The organism is Blautia sp. 1033sp1_1033st1_G9_1033SCRN_220408 (genome assembly GCF_040929965.1).
GTDB lineage: Bacteria > Bacillota > Clostridia > Lachnospirales > Lachnospiraceae > Blautia_A > Blautia_A ammoniilytica.
Genome location: NZ_JBFKZO010000026.1, coordinates 1 through 17615, shown reverse-complemented (window position 1 = coordinate 17615; position 17615 = coordinate 1). Strand labels below are relative to the sequence as shown.

Sequence of the window (17615 nt, the reverse complement as noted above, 5' to 3'; positions counted from 1 at the left end):
GTTACTCATCATTATTTTTAATGTCAGCTTTCCGATATTCATTGTTGATATTTACAGCTACGGCATTGCTTATATCCACATCCACAATACTGTAAACGTAGCCGAAACTGAAATCTTCCCCCGCCACATTTTTGAAGCGTTTCGATACCTGCCCGATTTCTTCTTGCAGTTCTGACATTTCAAGACATTCATCCGTTATGGTATATGTCAGGCCGTTATATGAAATTTCATCATAGTTTGCGGCGTTCAGCTCATAATACGGCAGAGATTCATTTAACGCCTTATTTTTATCGGCGGTATCGCGGAGCGCACCGCAGGCCGATAAGCATATAAGACTTACAAGCACAATTACCACGGTAAACAGGCACTTTTTATTCACTGTTTTTACCTCCCTCCCAACCATGAAACCAAACCAAACTGGCAATCAGCAGACAAACAGTGCAGCATACAGAAATAATCATACCGCTGAAAAAATCGGTTTTTACCTGTGCATACAGTTGGGGGCTATCCCATGCAAGCACAGTGTAATCCATAGCACGAACGCCCCAGGCCCAGGGAATATATTTCCATGTAGCGTCACCAAGCCCTGTTATCATAAGGGCAGCTATTAAACTCCCTGCAATTCCCAATCCCATAGATGCACCTTTTCCGAAGCTCATTCCCACAAACAAATGAATCAGGTAAATGGGAAGCATGGTAATCAACAATAGAATCCCTGCTTTCAGGTAAAGGCTTGCCGGAGCATCCCTATATAGTGCAGCGAATGTTCCTAACGCTAAAAATGTTGCGCCAAAAGCACAGATCATCAGAAAACCAAGTTTACCAATATACGTTGCCATGCGAGATGGGATTGTTCCCAACAAAAGCTGATAATGCCCGGCCTGATTTTCGATCTGAACAACCAGGCCCACAATAATGCCGATCAGAAACGGGAACGCAACGGCCAGCACTTCCAGATAGGCACTGATTTTGGTTGCCAGTTCCCATCTGGATATATGATAGTAACCCGCAAAAATCGCCGCACATATAATCGGAATCATGCTGTGCATATAGAGCAAAATGCTATGTTTACACTTCTGATATTCTGCTTTCCAGCAGCGAACCACAGATACCATAGTTACCCCACCTCCTTTTTCTCAAACCATCTTGCAGTTAAAAATGACAGCGCCGCAAACCAGGCCAGCGAAATGACCAATACAAGTATAATCATCCAAAATGCCATTGCCGTACTCTGATCTGCAACCGGCTCACCATTAGGCAAAATACCTAACACGGAAATCATAAGATGCGGCACCCAGCTATACGGGCAGATCATCCACAAAGAGGTTGTAGCCGTGAAAATCCCTAAAACGCTTCCAAGTCCGGCATTAAGAATAACCGTGACAAAGATACCAACTTTTTTTGATAACCATAAGCACAGCGGAACTTCCCATAGGCTTGCAATGACAATACAAGCTGTTCCGGCCGCAGCCTGCCAAATTCCGATTGTCAGGGGAATTTCGTTGATAACTAATATTGCAAAACCGCCCAACAGATTTAGCGCCAGGAAAATGAAATTCCCCACACAGGAGTAAATACCGGCCACTCCAATTTTTGCTTTCCAGACTTTGTTCTGCGAAACAGGCAATGAAGCAACGGCACGATATTTTAGTTTGCCATTATCCCGCTGTTCAATCAAGGCACAGGTGAGCGTAAGGAATCCAGGATAAAGCAGGATATACCACCAATTATAAGAATTGAGCTGGAACCAAAGAGGGGCAAAAAAGTTCATAAGCGCAGTTACAAACGGGGCCAGAACGATCAGCGTTTTTGTGAAAGTTCTCTTATGCTTTAGGTTCTCTGCCTGAATATATGCCATCTCCATTTAATATCCCTCCTTACCATTTCTGCGAATAACATCCATAAAGAGTTGTTCCAAATCTTCACCGGCGCGAAGCTCTCCCTCATATCCAAGGACGCCGCCAGCAATGATACCCACATGATCTGCAATCTGCTGGACTTCTGACAGAATATGGCTGGACAAAATAACTGTAATCCCTTTGCAGGGAAAAGAGCGAATTAACTCTCGAAGTTCCTCAATCCCTAAAGGGTCAAGGCCGTTAGTCGGTTCATCCAGAATCAAAAGCTGGGGACTGTTCAGCAATGCAATAGCAATACCAAGCCGCTGCTTCATACCAAGAGAAAACTGACCGGCCCGTTTCTTGCCGGTATTCGTGAGCTGGACAATTTGCAATACCTCGTTAATTCGTGCATCGTCCAGTCCGAGCAATGTAGTTCTGACTTTGAGATTTTCGTATGCCGTCAGATTTTCGTAAAGCGGGGGCATCTCAATCAAAGCACCGATATGCTCCAGATCATTCCGCTTCCACGGGTGGCCGTCAAACTCGATGCTTCCCGATGTGGGGCGCAAAATGCCGGTGAGCATTTTTAAGATCGTGGATTTGCCAGCCCCATTCGGCCCCAGCAGACCATAAACCGAGTTGCGCCGGATGTTCAGTGACACATTGTTTACCGCCTTTTGCCCCTTGAAATTTTTGCAGAGGTCAGTCGTTTTCAAAATCATATCCATATAATCAAGTCCTTTCTTTGATTTTACGGATAGCATACCGGGCAATTTTGAAGATTTCATAAAGATTCCCGAAAACAGAATATGAACAATACACCGTAACCGTGGAGCATATCGCAACAAAGCACCAACCTACGCATTTAGGGCCTTAAAAAGCCCTATATTTCAAGGTTTTTCCCGCATAGTCGGCGGGGTATGTGAGTGTTTTATCCTATCCCCGCCATAGTGCCGCTCTAAATGCGTAGAATTTACCAGCAGAAAATCGCCGGTTTCTCTGGCTCCATACTCCCAGATATGGTATCATGGAAAAAATCAATCTGACGGGGGTATCAGGATGGACGGACAAGAAAAGCTGCTGGACTATGAAACAATCAAAGCCGCCGTTGCCGGTGAGAAGTGGGCCACAGAAAAGGTGCTGGCCCACTATGCGGACTACATCGACGAGCTTTCCACGGTGGAGATCAGGCAGCCGGGCGGCAAAGTGAAAAAAGTCATTGACGAGGATATGCGGCAGCACATTTCCTTAAAGCTGCTGGAAGCGTTGCCGAGCTTCCCGCTGGAACAAGAATAACGATCAAGAGGGCTGCACCCTCTTACGCCGCTTTGCGGCTATCACCTGCACACCCCCGAAACAGATACACCCGCTGCGCGTCTGTACCTGTTTCGGGGGCTAATAATGACTGTAACCTACGCCTTTCGGGGAGTTTCAAGGCTTCTCCCGCACGTTTGCAGAGGTGGGCGAATACTTTATCCTATCCCCGTCAATACTGGGTTCTAAATGCGTAGGAACAGGCAAAAAGAAAAGACGCCGGACGCAAGCGGCCACATGGCCGCCGCGCCCGACGTCTGCTGTTATTTATTCGTTCTCGTCTGTGAAATAGAATTTGTCTGTGAAATAGAATTTCTGGCTGTCATAGTCAGAATCCGTCATACGTTTCAGCTTGGAAAGGGTCTGCTGGGCCAGCGTCCACATATCCCCGTCCATACCCGGCATGGCTGCGGTGATCTTGCCTATCGTCCTGCGTCGGTCTGCGTTGTGGTACATACAGATCAAATTTTCTTCTTCCACGGTAAAGTGCATCATTCCTCATACCTCCAATTCATTTTTCTTGGTTCTGGCCGCCGCCTTTTTCGGGCTGGTGGCCTGTTTGCTGTCGGCAAGCTGCTTGCGGATAGATGGCCGGGGCTTGCGAATACTCACATCACGGCGCTCATCTTTGTTAATCATGGCATATACCCCGTGTCGGTCTTTTATGCTGGTAAAGCACAGGGACTTAATCTGAACATGGATTTCAAGGCTTTCTGGGAGATATACAGAAATGACATGAAGGAACGTCTGCGTGAGAACACCATGAGAAGCAAAGATTACATTGTAGAGTTAAAAATTTTACCCTACTTTGGAAATCGGAACATCTCAGAGATATCAGCAGCAGATATCCGAGAGTGGCAGAACACGTTACTGAAGAAAGGGTATTCTCAGACATATTTGCGTACTGTGAACAATCAGCTCTCCTGCATTTTTAACTATGCTGTAAAGTATTATGATCTTCCGAGAAATCCATGCCGTCAGGCAGGAACCATTGGAAAAAGTAAAGCAGATGAGATGAATTTCTGGACACAGGATGAATTTGAGCAGTTTATTTCCTGTATGGAAGATAAGCCAACTTCTCATTGTGGTTTTATGATTTTATACTGGACAGGATGCCGAATTGGTGAACTGCTGGCTCTTACATTAGAAGATTTTAACGAAGAAGAAAAAACGCTCAGGATAACTAAGTCCTATCAGAGAATCGGGAACAGAGATGTGATTACTGATCCGAAGACAAAAAAAGGAAAGAGAATCATCACATTACCGGATTTTCTGGTAACAGAGTTAAAGGAGTACACAGGTAGGCTGTACGGACTCATGGCAAAGGACAGACTGTTCCAGAACACGACAAAAGCATACTGGGAACATGAAATACAGAGAGGTGTTGAGTTATCAGGGGTAAAAAGAATCCGACTACATGATCTGCGACACCCGTATGTCAAGCACACGACAAAAAAATATAATTCTGAAAAGCAGAAAACCCAAGCTACCAAGATGGATTTGATAGCTTGAGTTCTCTGCTTTTTACTGCTTAGCTATAACAAGTAGCACATAATAAGTAGAAACCATATTCTCCAAATATCGGGTATGCATCTTAATGCGAAAAATCAAAAAACAAGTGATGTATGGTTATTTCCTGATTATCAAGATCCCGCGTATGCTGTGAAGAGTACTGCGGTTCCACATAGCGTAACTCTCGGGACAAATTGCTTACTGGCGTAACTTTCGCAATTTCAGAAACAAGTTCGGCTACGATTTCAGGAATCTTACCACTTAACACATACCCAATAATCGAAGATTCTGATGACTGTGAACCATACCGTCCTGAGGTATAATTTTTAACTCCTGTTTCGACATATCTTTTGATTTTATCTTTCTTGTGATTATATAGATTCTTGCATTCTGCGCCAAAATAACTGTTTGAAGTATCCCAATCCCTAAAACAAAAATCAATCGTGGGCTTATATCCACGCCTCTTCTTTAATGTGGGATCTTGGTATTGATGTACTGGGCCAATACTGGTTATTCGTAGGATAGTAGCTCTATTCTCGCTGGTCCATCGCAGCGAAATTTTTCCATACCATTCTTGCGTAATATCATCTTCTTCAGTATTTTCAGTGATAGTGATGCTTGTATCCGCAATTATGTCATGATAACCCTGCCATAAAGTCAATAATATTTCGTTGACTCCAGAAGGGCCAAGCCGCTTTGCCAAATCATCCGGTACAGCTGAGGATGCCGTTATATTTCTTATACTGCTCATTACATCACCTCCATGCCTTGGAAATATCTTCGAATATTTCATCTGCATCTCTGCAGGCGGCAGAATATGTCCAATATTTGCGTTGCGCTGGTTTAACGATGAAAATCTTTTCTCGTTGATAAATACGGAGGTTTCTTCTCACGAAAACCATTTGTTGATTATCAACCAATGAACGGTCCAAGTTTAGGAGTATTTCATTAAGCTGATCATTGTTAGTTATAACATTTAGATCCTTTGTAGTGGGATGCTCAACATTTAACACAAGCACAGATAGTGGGGCATCGCCAACATATAGGTCTCCAGAAAAACCCACGCCAGTTCCAAATGTCCTAGTCAGTACCTCTTTTACAGAAGCGTAATATAGTTTGTAGCTATCAATGCTCGGTCTGGAAAAAGATACTGAACGCCTTTTATTTTTGAAATAGTCATAAACATAGTCAATAACATCATCTATTTGATAGCACTCATATTGCTTTAACCGATACATATTTCGCGCAAACTGTTCCAACAGGTAATTTTCTTTTGGTGAGTTCACTAATTTATCAAAGATGTTGCAAGCTTCTGTAAGCTCGGCATTGTTAGGTTTTGGGATTGGTGTCTGCCAGATGTCCCCGGCCTCTAACTCGTCCCGTTCTACAAGCCACTTCCTATTTGTAAGGATATGATAGTACGAAAATATTCTTGAGCCAATTATCACGCTCAAGTACTTAAGCTGTTCAATTTCACCGTGAATCCCCAAAAGGCTATGATTAAATACAGCATCGTAATCTAGTACCTCAGAAAGGAATTGCCCATTTTTGTGGCTCTGTTTTATTATTAGGTGTGGAGCCTTGAAAATTTCTCTAGCATTTTTAACTATGCACTCAAAATCATCAAAATCAACCGTTGGAAGTTCGTCGGATGAAATATAATATGGTTTAAAGGATTTGGCTTCAACCAATGGAAGACCTTCAAAATCACAACATTGGTGCTTTCTATTTCCTCTCTTGAATCCCTCGGCAGTTATCATGTGATTTTCTTCAATGAATGATGCCATAGGTGCAAAAGTACTTTGCAGTTTTCCTATTAATTCAAGATCTCTAGGTGCTCCCCACATTGCAATTTTCCAGATCCTATCGTCATCAATAATGTCACGAGGTATTCTACATATATCGGTAGGATCAATAGAAAACCTCCTAATATCTTCAATCGTGTAAATTGGCTTTGGCGTACAATAAACTATTGGTTGAATGACCTCCTCCTGTTTAGGAGTATAGATAATGGCAGCAGCGGGTCCACTAGCGTGATCAAACAAGAATTTTCTATACACTGATAGATTAATAATCGCTAGGACATTGTTATCGGAAAACAGATTTGCCCTATACGTCCTGCTTTTATCTGACCTATTAAAAAGCAATCCTTTGCTCGGCATAAGGAGGCAAATGATTCCGTTTTGCTTGCACAACTCTGAGCACTTGATAGAAAATGCCTGTGCAATTTGCTTGTCACCTATTACGCGATTTGTTTTTTCCAAGTATTCTTTTGTTTTTCCGGTAATGTTACTCTGCCAAGGCGGATTGCCGACAATGACATCATATCTTCTGTTATTAAAGGATTTATCCTTATCGAAAAAATCACTTGAAATCAAGTTGTTATCTAATAGACGCGGAAATGAAAGCTTATCCCAGATGCTTCGTGGATCAAGAAAATCACACATGGCTAAGCTAAGACTAAACGAGGCAACTCGAATAGCTTCCTCATTAATATCTACACCAAAGATACTGTTTTTCAGGAGAAAATTCAATTGATCACAGTTGATCGTATGAACATCATTTTGGGACATCCATCTACAAACAAGTCTTCTGTATGCCTCAACTAAGAAAATGCCCGAACCGCATGATGGATCAAAAAAAGATGTATCTTTATACTCGCCTTCCCACGGATATACTTCATCCATGACCAAGTTGACAAGGTGGAGAGGTGTATAATACGTGCCCTTCTCATCATCTTCGTCTGACAGGTGAAAAAACAGCTCATAGATACTGCTGATCAATTGAATGGGGATAATGTCAAAACTATAAAGTGGCCATAACGCGAGTTGTTTGCTCTCTAATTCACTATCGCCTAGAATAAATGTGCGAAGCTCATCCAAGTCATTTTGAGTAATAATCTCTATTTCAACTTCTGAGACTTGCAGCGTATCACCATTAAATTTCTCTTTAAGTGTTCTAAACAAGCTATAAGTTGCCTCTTTGCTGTTTAGCACATCCGTATACTGTTTTGCTGACTCCAAAAAATTGGAATAAAAACCTTGCGGAAATACTGTTTCTCCGTTTGAATCTTTTCGTTCTTCCAGGTACTTAATAAAAATCGACCGACTGAGCAAAGAGTGAACTACGCTCGTGATTATTTCCTTACTCTTATCACACCTTTTGCTGATTTGATTGATCAGCGTTCTTCGCATTATTCTCAAATTTGACATCAATGTGGCATCTACCCGGCTTTGAGCGTCAAATCTTGTCATGCTTTGACGCCAATATTCGCCGCTTTCAAGTAATGAACGATGATATTTCTGTAGTGCAAGCCGTTGTGAAGCCAATCCATTAGTCAAGTTTAATGTTTCAATTATCCCTGCGGTGGGGTCAAGGTTTCCGTTCTCAACAGCTCGAGGTATCTGGTAGTTGTTATAAATCAAAATCTCATCCGGAGTTACTACAAATAGCAGCGGAGCCTCTCCGAGATTCCACGAAAGACGATGCAACTCTGCAACTTGTTTTGCATCATATTTGTGGATAACGGAAAAATAGATAAGTGGAACTTTGGCAATCCCATTTGCATCGCGAAGAAAATATACGGCGTCAATTCCTATTTTTTCATGAACTTGAGTATAGAATAGTCTTTGAAAGGGGGTCAAGCTCTGCAAGCTGTCTTCTGTAGCCAAACCAGTACTGCTATTTATATCAAGGCATTCAAATATGCCATTTAGCAACTCATTCATATTTCTTCCCCCATATTAATTATTTTTCAAAACTAATCTCATGTTGTTTGATTGATGCTTGGTAATGTAAATATAAAATCAAGACAGGCGTATTTCCATACTCGATTTCTTGTAGTATTGCTTCCTTGCATAATTAAATTGTACTTTTGCAATGTAGCAAATGCTTTAGAAATAGAATTGTATGATAAGTTTAGATGCTTTGCCGCAATAGGAATATTCGTAACAGGGAAAGCCTTAAGGTACTCATACACGGTCCAAAAGCTTCTTGTTTGTGGTACTTTAGCCCTTAACCTTTCCTCGTCCAGCTTAATTGTTTCTTCATATTTATTGAGCAGCGCCACACTGGTTTGAGCGGCTTCATTAATAATCCTTACGAAATACTTAATGCAACGTACATAACCACCGCTGTATTGTGTTGTGCTAAGTATATCAAAATACTCGTTTTTATTGAAAAACAGGTGTTCAGATAGACACAGTCCAGGCAACGCTTTGCCTGCTATTTTTTGCAGAACCATGAATATTAGGATACGTCCAACAACCCCATTATACTTCTCGAAAGGGTGTATCATTTCAAACTGATAGTGTACTAGTGCAGCTTGAATTAAGGGATCATCCTCACTGTCATAGAGATAAGCAGAAATATCGGCCAATGACGGTAAAACGGCTTCTGGAGCCGTTGGGTTATAGATTTTTAAGTTTGATACTGTATGTTGCAAAAATGTCTGGGTGTCACGGATACCTATTTGTTGCTCTGGTTTATCACCATATAGAGTGATGCCGCATATTTTGCTATAATCTTGAGCTACAAACTGCATACCAGCTGCTGCTTTATAAGCTGACATCAAATTGTTTATAGGGTCTATATCACCCTTACCAGCGCCTCTTCTAACTAATATATCACTAAAATCTGGTGCATCATAATCTATCATTCTGGAATAGGTACATTCCTTTAAGAGCATTAATTCACAAAACGAGTTTTTATTTGGCGCATACTGAAGCAAACCTTCTAACAGCCCAAGGTTGTGATGTGCCTCGACCAAAAGCGCGGCAAGTTCATCATCTATTTTAAAAAGTGTAGCACCTTTCAATGGACGTGGCGTGAAGGTATAGTATGTGAAATTAAATTTTTCATTTTTTCTCTGTTTGGTGTAATCTCCTGTATATGGATGCATCTCTATCCCTCAGTCGCTATTTTGTTTATTTCAATTATAGCAGGCGATCATGAATAAAGGAAGCGCTATCCCACAGTTAATTTCAATAATTTACGAAATAGTGCAATATAATAGCTGATTCAGTTTCCATGATTTAGGCACTCTCATGCCAGCTTGCTGATTTCAAAGTTGGGGGCACAGCCTAATCTGGTAGCAGACAGACTGGGACATGAAAAAATTCAGACAACATTGTCTACATATTCTCATTTGTATCCAGACCAGTCACGAAAGCTGGCAGATCAGTTGGAGAAGTTAGCGGAAGTGGATGAAAATTAACGGAAGGAGCAGAAAGTATGCCAGGACAACACAGCAATCCAACAATAGCGTTTCGTCCTACGCAATGGGAACGGGCAATGATTGAAGAACGGGTAAAAGCCAGTGGGCTGTATAAGAAAGATTTTATTGCAAGAAGCTGTATTTATTCCAATATTGTTGTAGTAGGAACAAAGCAACGGGTACAGTACCTTGTAGAAGAATTACGAGAAACACAGATTGTTATGAAAGAGATCACCGAGCAGATTCTGTCCGGTGATTTCTCTATGTTTGGGGAAAGCTACAAGGAGCTGAAAGAAGATTATCTGGCGTTTGTGATTACAATGGTGGATATTCTGAATGGAGCTGCGTATTTATTTGAAAAGAAGTCGGATTCCGATAACAGGCATTGGAAAGAACAGCAGGAGATTCAGCAGTATTGTGAAGCACTTGGAAAGGAGATTGGTGGAAAAGAAAAACAGGGCAGGAAAGGGATGTAACGGATAAAAATGTAGTTGTGCAAAAACCAGATAATAGATATAATATAGAAAAGAAGGTGAGAAAATGCAGGTATTAAATCTGGAAGAAAAGAATACAGAGCGTATGGAGGCTATTAACAAATTTACGTTAATGGATGATACCTTTATGACGCAGGTTTTTTCAGGCGATTTAGAATGTACAGAAGAGCTTTTGAAAATAATATTAAAGAGAAATGATTTATCTGTGATAAAATCGGTTACACAGTTGACAATAGGAAATCTGTTTGGACGATCTGTGAGACTTGATATCTATGCCAATGATGCTACAGGAAAACAGTATGATATTGAAGTACAGCAGGATGACAGTGGAGCTGTTCCTGAACGAGCCAGACTTAACAGTGCATTATTTGATTCAAGGCTTACCACATCAGGGGAAAAATATAAAGAAATGCCGGAGACATACATTATCTTTATTACATCTAATGATGTTTTAAAGGGAGGACTTCCGGTATATACAATAGAAAGAACCATACAGGAAACAGGAGAACTGTTCGGAGACAAAGCACATATTGTTTATGTAAATGGTTCTTATAGAGGAAATGATGAAGTTGGATGGCTGATGCACGATTTTAACTGTAAAGATTATCGTGAGATGCACAATCCTAAGATTGCAGAAAGAGTCAGATATTTTAAGGAAGAACCGAAAGGAGTGACTGAAATGTGTGAAACGATGCAGAAAATTGTAGACAGAGAGCGTGATGACGCTGATGTTAAGGCAAGAATGGATATAGCACTGAATTTGTGGTCAGAAGGAGAACATGATCTTGATAAGATCTCAAGAACTACAAAATTGTCAATAGAGCAGGTTCGGAGAGCGATAACGGTTGTTCAGCCGGCTTGATGTCAAAGTATATCAACTGTGTAATTTACAAGATATTTTGATATAAAATTGTCATGGTTAGGATTGTTAGTTGGAATTTTAGCATGCTGCTCTGTCATATATTCTCAAAAGATTAAAGGTAACTTTCAACTGAAATTTGCATTATCTGGAGGTACGATTATGACAATGATTGTAAATGTAAAGAGCATTATGGTGGGCAACAGAGATTTCGGGAATTTAGCAAGCATATGCGGGAGCTGTGCGAAGAATGAAGATTAACAAGACATGAGAACTCTGGAAGGTTCGACTCCTTCAATTCCCATGGGGCTGTTGAACAGCCCCTCTTTTTGAAATATGAGGATGATATATGGAAAAATTAGCAAAGTGTAAAGTTTTAATAGGTACATATATAAATGACAATATAATCTTAGGCGGTCCGCATGTAGCTGAATTTGAAACGCGTGATAATAAATTTTTCATAAAAATAGAACAGTTTGGCTATCGAAAGATTTCAATTAAAGCATCAGAAGAGACTTCTGTATTTGAGTTATATGGAGTATTTACGAAAATTGAAAGATTGCTAATGATATTTGATGGTCAATTTCTAAATTTGGAAAATTTGGATTTTACAGATTCATCTGACACAGAGAAAAGCATGCTGAAAAGTGTTGGGAATAATTTAATGCACCAAAGATTGTCATACTTTAAATCTTCTGATTTAGTAAGCTATAAGGTAGATAAGTTACTTGAATTTGAGGAAGTACTTAATTCCGATTTATATGATAAATGGGAACAGCTACTAGAAGAACTAGATATAGCACATCAAATGTATTTGTATGCCATGGGAGATACTAAAATAACAGTAGATGTTAAGTGCGCCTTTTTGATTGAGTTAGCCGAAACATTAGTAGAAGTATTAAAAGTCTATACAAATTCATTTCAGAAACTAAAACCAGGTAACGGAACGAGTTTGAAGGCATGTGTTAAAGCATTGATCGAAGAATACGGTAAAGATATTTTTGAAAGAGAAATGGAAGCAAATGAAAAAGAATTTTTATCTACAGTGATAAACAGCCGTGTTCGTATAATGCATATAAAGCGGAATCAGAAAATTAAGTATTTTGATGGAAATGAATCTGTTCTGTATATTTTAAAATTAAGCTTATTATATCGTAGAATCTTATTGGAGATCTTAGGAGTTGAGAAGCAGGTGTATGTAGACAAATTGCGAAAGTGTGTGTCGAGACTTAACAGATGGAATGATACACTAGACAAGTTTCTTCTAAGACTATAAGAGTGAAAAATATCTCTGGTTTTACAACAGTACCGTGGTTCTGGATTGGTTCTAAAAAGTTCTGAAACGAGATGCAGGATAGGAAAAAATTGAAAATAGTAGTAAATCTGACGTCTGTACCGAACCAATTTTACACCATGTTACAGAGAACGGAGTAGAGTTTGAATAATAAAAATAGTTTGTTCGCAAACCTCATTATTCAGTTTTTTGTAAAAATGAATAATCTATACACTTTAAGGTTCTGAATCTACATAGTAGGTTCGGAGCCTTATTTTTGTGGTGGAATAGATGTTTTGTGAGCAAATAAAGTTCACTTTTACTGGATAATAGAAAGTGCGAAAAAGTGGATAATGGAGTGTGTGAATGAACATAGTGTTTTTTCTAAAAGTGATTTTTGGGAAAGAGCTCACCGTTTTTGGAAAATACAGTTTTCTATTTTTTTCTGTAATAAAAAATGCGAGTGCAATTTTGTAACGTATGAGATTTTCAGAAACAGAACAAGGCATTTTGGGGAGTGACGTTTTCTTTTTGGGAGAAAATTAGCTCTTTCTGGGAAAATAGCCTTTATTTTTGGGAAAAAGGATTCGTTTTTAGGAAAATCAATTCATTTTTGGGAGAAAACCCTCCCTTTTGGGGAAAAGTTCTCTCTTTTTGGGAAAGGAGAAGCACTATGCAGAAAAAGAATTACAAAGGACGTTGTTGTAAATGTCAATATAAAAATGATTAAAAAAGTGGAAAATAAAAATGTACATTTTCCAAGATTTATTCCTCAGTTTGTGCTTCCATAAAGGCTCGTTTTTCTTTTAAACGGTATGACGGTCCTTTGATGGAAATAACCTGTGAATGATGCAACAGTCGATCTAGCACCGCATTTGCCAGAGTAGGAGAGCCCAAAATTTCTCCCCATTTAGAGAATGGCATATTGGTTGTTATAAGTGTGCAATGCTTTTCGTACCTCTTGTATATGGGTAAGAAGTAAGACAGGTGTACAATATTACCGGAGGAGAAAGATTTAATTCCCTCTGGTATTAAAAAAATAAGGTTTATGTGGGGATATTTTGAAAAAATGTACGTCTAATCTATGTAAATGAAAATTGCCGGCCGGCTAAAGAAGGTGGTGTTAAAGTGACCAAAGAGGAATTAGGAACGTTGATTCTCAATTCAGAGAGGCAATTGTATTCTACTGCCAAAACAATTCTAATTAACGATCAAGATTGTGCGGATGCTATTCAGGAAACGATTGTTAAGGCATTTTCAAAGATTGGAACTTTGAGAAATGACAAATATGCCAAGACATGGCTGATTCGTATATTGATCAATGAGTGTTATACTCTTTTAAGAAAGTCGAGTAAACTTGTTTCTCTGGAAGGGATGAATGAAATGACAGAAATTGAGGCAGATCAGAAAACTGACTACGGTGACTTGTACAGGGCTGTAAATTCTTTGAAAGAAGATTTACGAATGCCAGTTATTTTGTATTATATTGAGGATTTCAACATAAAAGAGATTGCGCAGATTCTAGAGATAACCGAGGGGGCAGTTCAAAAAAGGCTTGCCAGAGCACGGGGAAAACTTAAGCGTAATTTACAGGAAAGTGAGGCGTTGACAGTATGAAGTTAGAAGATATGAAAAAAGATATTCCTGAAACTCCGGAGTTCATCCACACGATGATTCAAAGCGAAGTGAAAAAACAGCTTCAGGACACGAAGGTGGTTAATATTCAGACAAGAAGAGTGAAAAAATGGACAGGTGCCAGAGTGGCTGCTGCAATAGCTGTATGTGTATTGGCTACATCGACCATAGCCTATGCAGGTACCAAATTATATCATATGTTTTTAGAAAAACAAGGAATCTACAGTATCATAACTGGAATTAAAGCGGATGGCAGCACAGGGAAAATTAATCTTCCTGAAAAAATTCATGATATAGATATCTCAGCAGGATATATTCCAGAAGGTATGGAATGGATTGATGAATTACATCTGGAATATACTGAGCATAATCGAACCGGAGGATTCAGCTTTGCATCTGTGCTTTTAGATGAGGATGATTTGAGCAAAGTAATGCAAGATAAGAATGTTGTTGACAGTGAGGAAAGAGTTTTTGGCAATTATGAAGGTGTATACCTTAAATATAATGACCTGGCAGCGGATGGGTCTTTTAATCAAAGGATTTATCTCCTTTGCCCGGATGTATATCGTGTAATTACTGTTTATATCGGTGATGATATTTCAAAAGAGGATGCCATTAAAGTGGTTGAAAACCTTATAATCATTGAAAATGATACAATGATTGAAACGGCTGGTTTGTATACGTGGAGCGAAATGGTATCCCCTGAAGAATCATCGGGAGAAGCAGTGATGACTTCCATTGCAGATAATAAATTGCCAATGCATCAGATAGGTGAAGTGTTTGATATATCAGCATCTGGTGAAGACAGAGATGGCAACTATATTGAAAATAATAAGATTTCAGTTTGTGTTGATGCTGTTCAGGTGGGGGACAATCTGCAGCTGCTTGGTCAGAATAATGTGCCGGAAGAATGGATTGATGCAGTTGGAACTGATGGAAATTTAGTAAATAATACGCTGTCTTATATTAAGTCCGGTAATGGCATTGATTCAGTGGATGAGATTGTAAAAACAGAAAGTGTGAAACAAAAGCTTGTCTATGCGACAGTTACTTATACCAATAAGTCAGATGAAGAAATTAACCATATGCTTTATATCGGTACATTGCTGTTGATGGACCATGAAGATGGAGCATATCAAATTTACGATCCGACAGAACAGTCCGGAGATGACTACGATCGTGTTATATGGGATAGTGTTGCACGTACAGCTGAAATGACATACAGCAGTTTATCAGAGGATTATGGAAATGGAGGAAACTATATTTCTTCATTAAAACCTGGTGAGAGTATACAGGTGAATATGGCATGGATCGTAAATGAGAATGACTTGAATAATATGTATCTGAATCTTAACGGTGATGGAGCGGCATATGAGTTTTCAGATTCAATGTTAAAAATAGGATTGGTGGACATATATCAGTAATGAAAATCTTATTATAGAGAAGAGGCTGTCCGTAGTGGGCAGCTTCTTTTAGGTAAAAAAGCATAGTTTGAATAAAGCTGTAAAACTTCACGTTGAATTTTACAACTTTTTATGTATACTAGAAGTAGCAGAAACAATATAAATCAAAGAAAGGAGCTGAAAGAATATGGCAAATATTTTACCAGTATCTGATTTGAGAAATTATAATGAAGTCCTGAAAAACTGTCATAAAGGAGAACCAGTATATCTGACCAAAAATGGCAGAGGACGTTTCGTTGTCATGGATATTGAAGATTATGAGCGTGATCGGGCAGAGAAAAAGCTTCTGATGAAGCTGCAGGAAGCCGAAGAAGCAGTGAAAGACGGAGAAGGCTGGCTGGATCTGGATGAATTAAAATCACTTGTGGGGGAATAAGATGTTAAAACTGCGGATCACTCCGATTGTTGCAAAGGATCTGAAGAATATTCGGGATTACATTGCTGAAGACAACGAGGAATATGCGGCAAAGACCATGAAGGAAATTTACGGTAAATTTGAAAACCTTCAGATGTTTTCTGGAATTGGGGCGGATCTCTTCAAACGGGTCAGTTTTCGGACAGATTATAAATATGCGATATGGGAAGAGTATGTGATTATCTATAAAGTGGGCAGTGAGTATGTAGAGATTTATCGTGTAATTAACCGGTATCAGGATATCACTAGAATCTTTGACTGATGACAGTAAATTTGGTACTCAATGTGACACCCAAACTTTTACTCAAGAATATTTCGGAGTTAGTCTCAACGAAGCCTCGCGAGATCTGAGACTAAGTGAGACTCTATGATATAGCAAAATGCGATAATCCCAGGATTTGTAGGTAAATTATAAAATTATAGTTTCAAGTCAGTCTCATCTCTGAAATTGTTTGTTGAGACTAACATGAGATTGAGGAGGCTCAAAATCATGGACATAAGAAAAAAGAATTGGAAACTATTTTGAGAAAGAATATCAGGCTGGCAGTAAAATTATATGGAAGATCTTGTTAAAAAGTATGTAAATTTTCTAAATGATGATAAAAAGCCTGTATCAGATAAATTCTGGGAACTTGAAAAATGGATAAAGGAAGATAAACGTCATTCGGGAGTTATCATGGAGATGAGCAGGTGATACACATGGAGATTGGTGCAACAAAAGCAGTTCAAAATCGACTAAAAACAACAAAGATTGAAGAAAGCAAAGGTGCTTCACTTGTGTTTTGCTGGGACACACATTTGACGAAAATAAAAGGAAGAAATGTCTTGTTTATTGTAAATGCTAGTAATCGTTACACAATAGCAATGACAGATATTGAACAAAGAAACTGGAATTGCTATGCAATGTATATCAGCCGTGTGATTCATGGGATGATGCAGGAAATGGGATATTCCGAGGATCAGATAGGGCAGTATTTTAAAATGTCAGGCGATGCAATTGTAACCAAAACTCATGGTAAGAAAGCAGTTGGTGGCATTAATCGAATGGTAATGGATACACAGTATTTTGATAAAAAGTTGGAGAAAGAAACAAAGTATCAATGGGAACTTAGTGAGTATCTGAACAGAGATATCTGCAAGCCAGAGGGATTTGATGCATATGGATATCCAAGTGAACTTTTTAAATTAGACATGGAACGATTAGGGATTGCTACTAAGAGAAAGCCTGTAGGGGAAATACTGTGCAATTAATCAGTTTAGTGAATTGTCAAAAGGGTGTTTTGTGGCTGAACATCTGAATATGAAGAACAGTTTGTTTTGATGAAATTATTTTCCGTCAGAGCAGACTGTTTTTTTATACCCTTTTTTCAATGATGCAAACTTCAGGGTTTAGCGATAACGCATATGGAAACTGTGAAATTAGGAGCTGGAAGAACAGAGATATCTGATGTTTAGAGGAAAAGTTCCGACAAAGTATTTTGTAAAGCGTTTATATGGAGAGGAAGATTCCTTTGTGCTATATCAGCTGGGAGTCAATCCCCCAGCTGATATAGCCTCCGGCAGGATTGCAGAGGTGCGCAGGAGAAGTATGTCA

21 protein-coding genes and 1 pseudogene are annotated in these 17615 nt (G+C 39.3%); 12 read left to right on the top strand and 10 right to left on the bottom strand.

Annotated elements, in window-relative coordinates; all coding sequences use genetic code 11:
• Position 1: 1 nt before the first annotated feature.
• The 4 genes from AB5916_RS15175 to AB5916_RS15160 are packed head-to-tail and all read right to left on the bottom strand — an operon-like array spanning position 2 to position 2569.
• Positions 2-379 (bottom strand): NisI/SpaI family lantibiotic immunity lipoprotein, encoded by a 378-nt coding sequence (locus AB5916_RS15175; RefSeq protein WP_262579579.1) that lies wholly within the window; start codon positions 377-379, stop codon positions 2-4.
• Complete coding sequence (locus AB5916_RS15170) at positions 372-1115, bottom strand: lantibiotic immunity ABC transporter MutG family permease subunit (RefSeq protein WP_025580193.1); 744 nt, start codon at positions 1113-1115, stop codon at positions 372-374. Before AB5916_RS15170 ends, AB5916_RS15175 begins: the two co-directional genes overlap by 8 nt.
• A 2-nt stretch (positions 1116-1117) precedes the next feature.
• Positions 1118-1864: a lantibiotic immunity ABC transporter MutE/EpiE family permease subunit gene (locus tag AB5916_RS15165; protein ID WP_008705323.1), complete on the bottom strand. Its 747-nt coding sequence runs from the start codon at positions 1862-1864 to the stop codon at positions 1118-1120.
• Entirely contained in the window at positions 1865-2569 is a 705-nt protein-coding gene (locus tag AB5916_RS15160; RefSeq protein WP_368191654.1) for a lantibiotic protection ABC transporter ATP-binding protein, read from the bottom strand.
• A 331-nt stretch (positions 2570-2900) separates the two neighbouring features.
• Between AB5916_RS15160 and AB5916_RS15155 the strand changes: the two genes are divergently transcribed.
• Positions 2901-3137 (top strand): helix-turn-helix domain-containing protein, encoded by a 237-nt coding sequence (locus tag AB5916_RS15155; protein WP_118064609.1) that lies wholly within the window; start codon positions 2901-2903, stop codon positions 3135-3137.
• 285 nt (positions 3138-3422) lie between these two features.
• Here AB5916_RS15155 and AB5916_RS15150 read toward each other — a convergent pair whose 3' ends face one another.
• Entirely contained in the window at positions 3423-3647 is a 225-nt protein-coding gene (locus AB5916_RS15150) for a transposon-transfer assisting family protein (RefSeq protein ID WP_368191653.1), read from the bottom strand.
• A gap of 6 nt (positions 3648-3653) precedes the next feature.
• Positions 3654-3794, bottom strand: coding sequence for a hypothetical protein (locus AB5916_RS15145; protein ID WP_021651320.1), 141 nt, complete (start codon positions 3792-3794; stop codon positions 3654-3656).
• Positions 3795-3851: 57 nt separating this feature from the next.
• On the opposite strand from AB5916_RS15145, the gene AB5916_RS15140 reads away from it, so the two are divergent.
• Positions 3852-4667, top strand: coding sequence for a tyrosine-type recombinase/integrase (locus AB5916_RS15140; RefSeq protein ID WP_368191631.1), 816 nt, complete (start codon positions 3852-3854; stop codon positions 4665-4667).
• An 82-nt stretch (positions 4668-4749) separates the two neighbouring features.
• Here AB5916_RS15140 and AB5916_RS15135 read toward each other — a convergent pair whose 3' ends face one another.
• Genes AB5916_RS15135 through AB5916_RS15125 form a run of 3 tightly spaced genes read right to left on the bottom strand, consistent with a single transcriptional unit; the run spans position 4750 to position 9567 of the window.
• On the bottom strand, positions 4750-5418 hold the full coding sequence (locus AB5916_RS15135) for a hypothetical protein (protein ID WP_368191630.1): 669 nt from the start codon (positions 5416-5418) through the stop codon (positions 4750-4752).
• 4 nt (positions 5419-5422) lie between these two features.
• Positions 5423-8395 (bottom strand): class I SAM-dependent DNA methyltransferase, encoded by a 2973-nt coding sequence (locus AB5916_RS15130; RefSeq protein ID WP_368191629.1) that lies wholly within the window; start codon positions 8393-8395, stop codon positions 5423-5425.
• 38 nt (positions 8396-8433) lie between these two features.
• Positions 8434-9567, bottom strand: a complete 1134-nt coding sequence (locus AB5916_RS15125; protein ID WP_368191628.1) for a Fic family protein — start codon at positions 9565-9567, stop codon at positions 8434-8436.
• A 135-nt stretch (positions 9568-9702) separates the two neighbouring features.
• Here AB5916_RS15125 and AB5916_RS15120 point away from each other — a divergent pair.
• The 4 genes and pseudogenes from AB5916_RS15120 to AB5916_RS15105 form a co-directional block, all read left to right on the top strand.
• Positions 9703-9882: pseudogene (locus AB5916_RS15120) on the top strand (site-specific integrase); the annotation flags it as partial.
• Between the two features lie 17 nt (positions 9883-9899).
• Positions 9900-10358, top strand: a complete 459-nt coding sequence (locus AB5916_RS15115) for a hypothetical protein (protein WP_368191627.1) — start codon at positions 9900-9902, stop codon at positions 10356-10358.
• Positions 10359-10422: 64 nt separating this feature from the next.
• Positions 10423-11238 carry a PD-(D/E)XK nuclease family transposase gene (locus AB5916_RS15110; RefSeq protein ID WP_368191626.1) on the top strand — a complete coding sequence of 272 codons (816 nt, stop codon included), beginning with the start codon at positions 10423-10425 and terminating at the stop codon, positions 11236-11238.
• A 346-nt stretch (positions 11239-11584) separates the two neighbouring features.
• Positions 11585-12511, top strand: coding sequence for a HEPN domain-containing protein (locus AB5916_RS15105; protein ID WP_368191625.1), 927 nt, complete (start codon positions 11585-11587; stop codon positions 12509-12511).
• Between the two features lie 762 nt (positions 12512-13273).
• Here the strand turns inward: AB5916_RS15105 and AB5916_RS15100 are convergent.
• Positions 13274-13477: an ATP-binding protein gene (locus AB5916_RS15100; protein ID WP_368191652.1), complete on the bottom strand. Its 204-nt coding sequence runs from the start codon at positions 13475-13477 to the stop codon at positions 13274-13276.
• A 159-nt stretch (positions 13478-13636) separates the two neighbouring features.
• Here AB5916_RS15100 and AB5916_RS15095 point away from each other — a divergent pair, with 159 nt between their 5' ends.
• The 6 genes from AB5916_RS15095 (at position 13637) to AB5916_RS15070 (ending at position 17272) form a co-directional block, all read left to right on the top strand.
• Positions 13637-14125 (top strand): sigma-70 family RNA polymerase sigma factor, encoded by a 489-nt coding sequence (locus AB5916_RS15095; protein ID WP_368191624.1) that lies wholly within the window; start codon positions 13637-13639, stop codon positions 14123-14125.
• Positions 14122-15567: a hypothetical protein gene (locus AB5916_RS15090; RefSeq protein ID WP_368191623.1), complete on the top strand. Its 1446-nt coding sequence runs from the start codon at positions 14122-14124 to the stop codon at positions 15565-15567. Before AB5916_RS15095 ends, AB5916_RS15090 begins: the two co-directional genes overlap by 4 nt.
• A gap of 166 nt (positions 15568-15733) precedes the next feature.
• Positions 15734-15982, top strand: a complete 249-nt coding sequence (locus AB5916_RS15085; protein WP_158422546.1) for a type II toxin-antitoxin system prevent-host-death family antitoxin — start codon at positions 15734-15736, stop codon at positions 15980-15982.
• A gap of 1 nt (position 15983) precedes the next feature.
• Complete coding sequence (locus tag AB5916_RS15080; RefSeq protein WP_368191622.1) at positions 15984-16283, top strand: type II toxin-antitoxin system RelE/ParE family toxin; 300 nt, start codon at positions 15984-15986, stop codon at positions 16281-16283.
• Positions 16284-16577: 294 nt separating this feature from the next.
• Complete coding sequence (locus tag AB5916_RS15075) at positions 16578-16715, top strand: hypothetical protein (protein ID WP_368191621.1); 138 nt, start codon at positions 16578-16580, stop codon at positions 16713-16715.
• Between the two features lie 5 nt (positions 16716-16720).
• A complete protein-coding gene (locus AB5916_RS15070) occupies positions 16721-17272 on the top strand; it encodes a hypothetical protein (RefSeq protein WP_368191620.1) in 552 nt (183 codons plus the stop codon).
• Positions 17273-17615 lie beyond the last annotated feature (343 nt).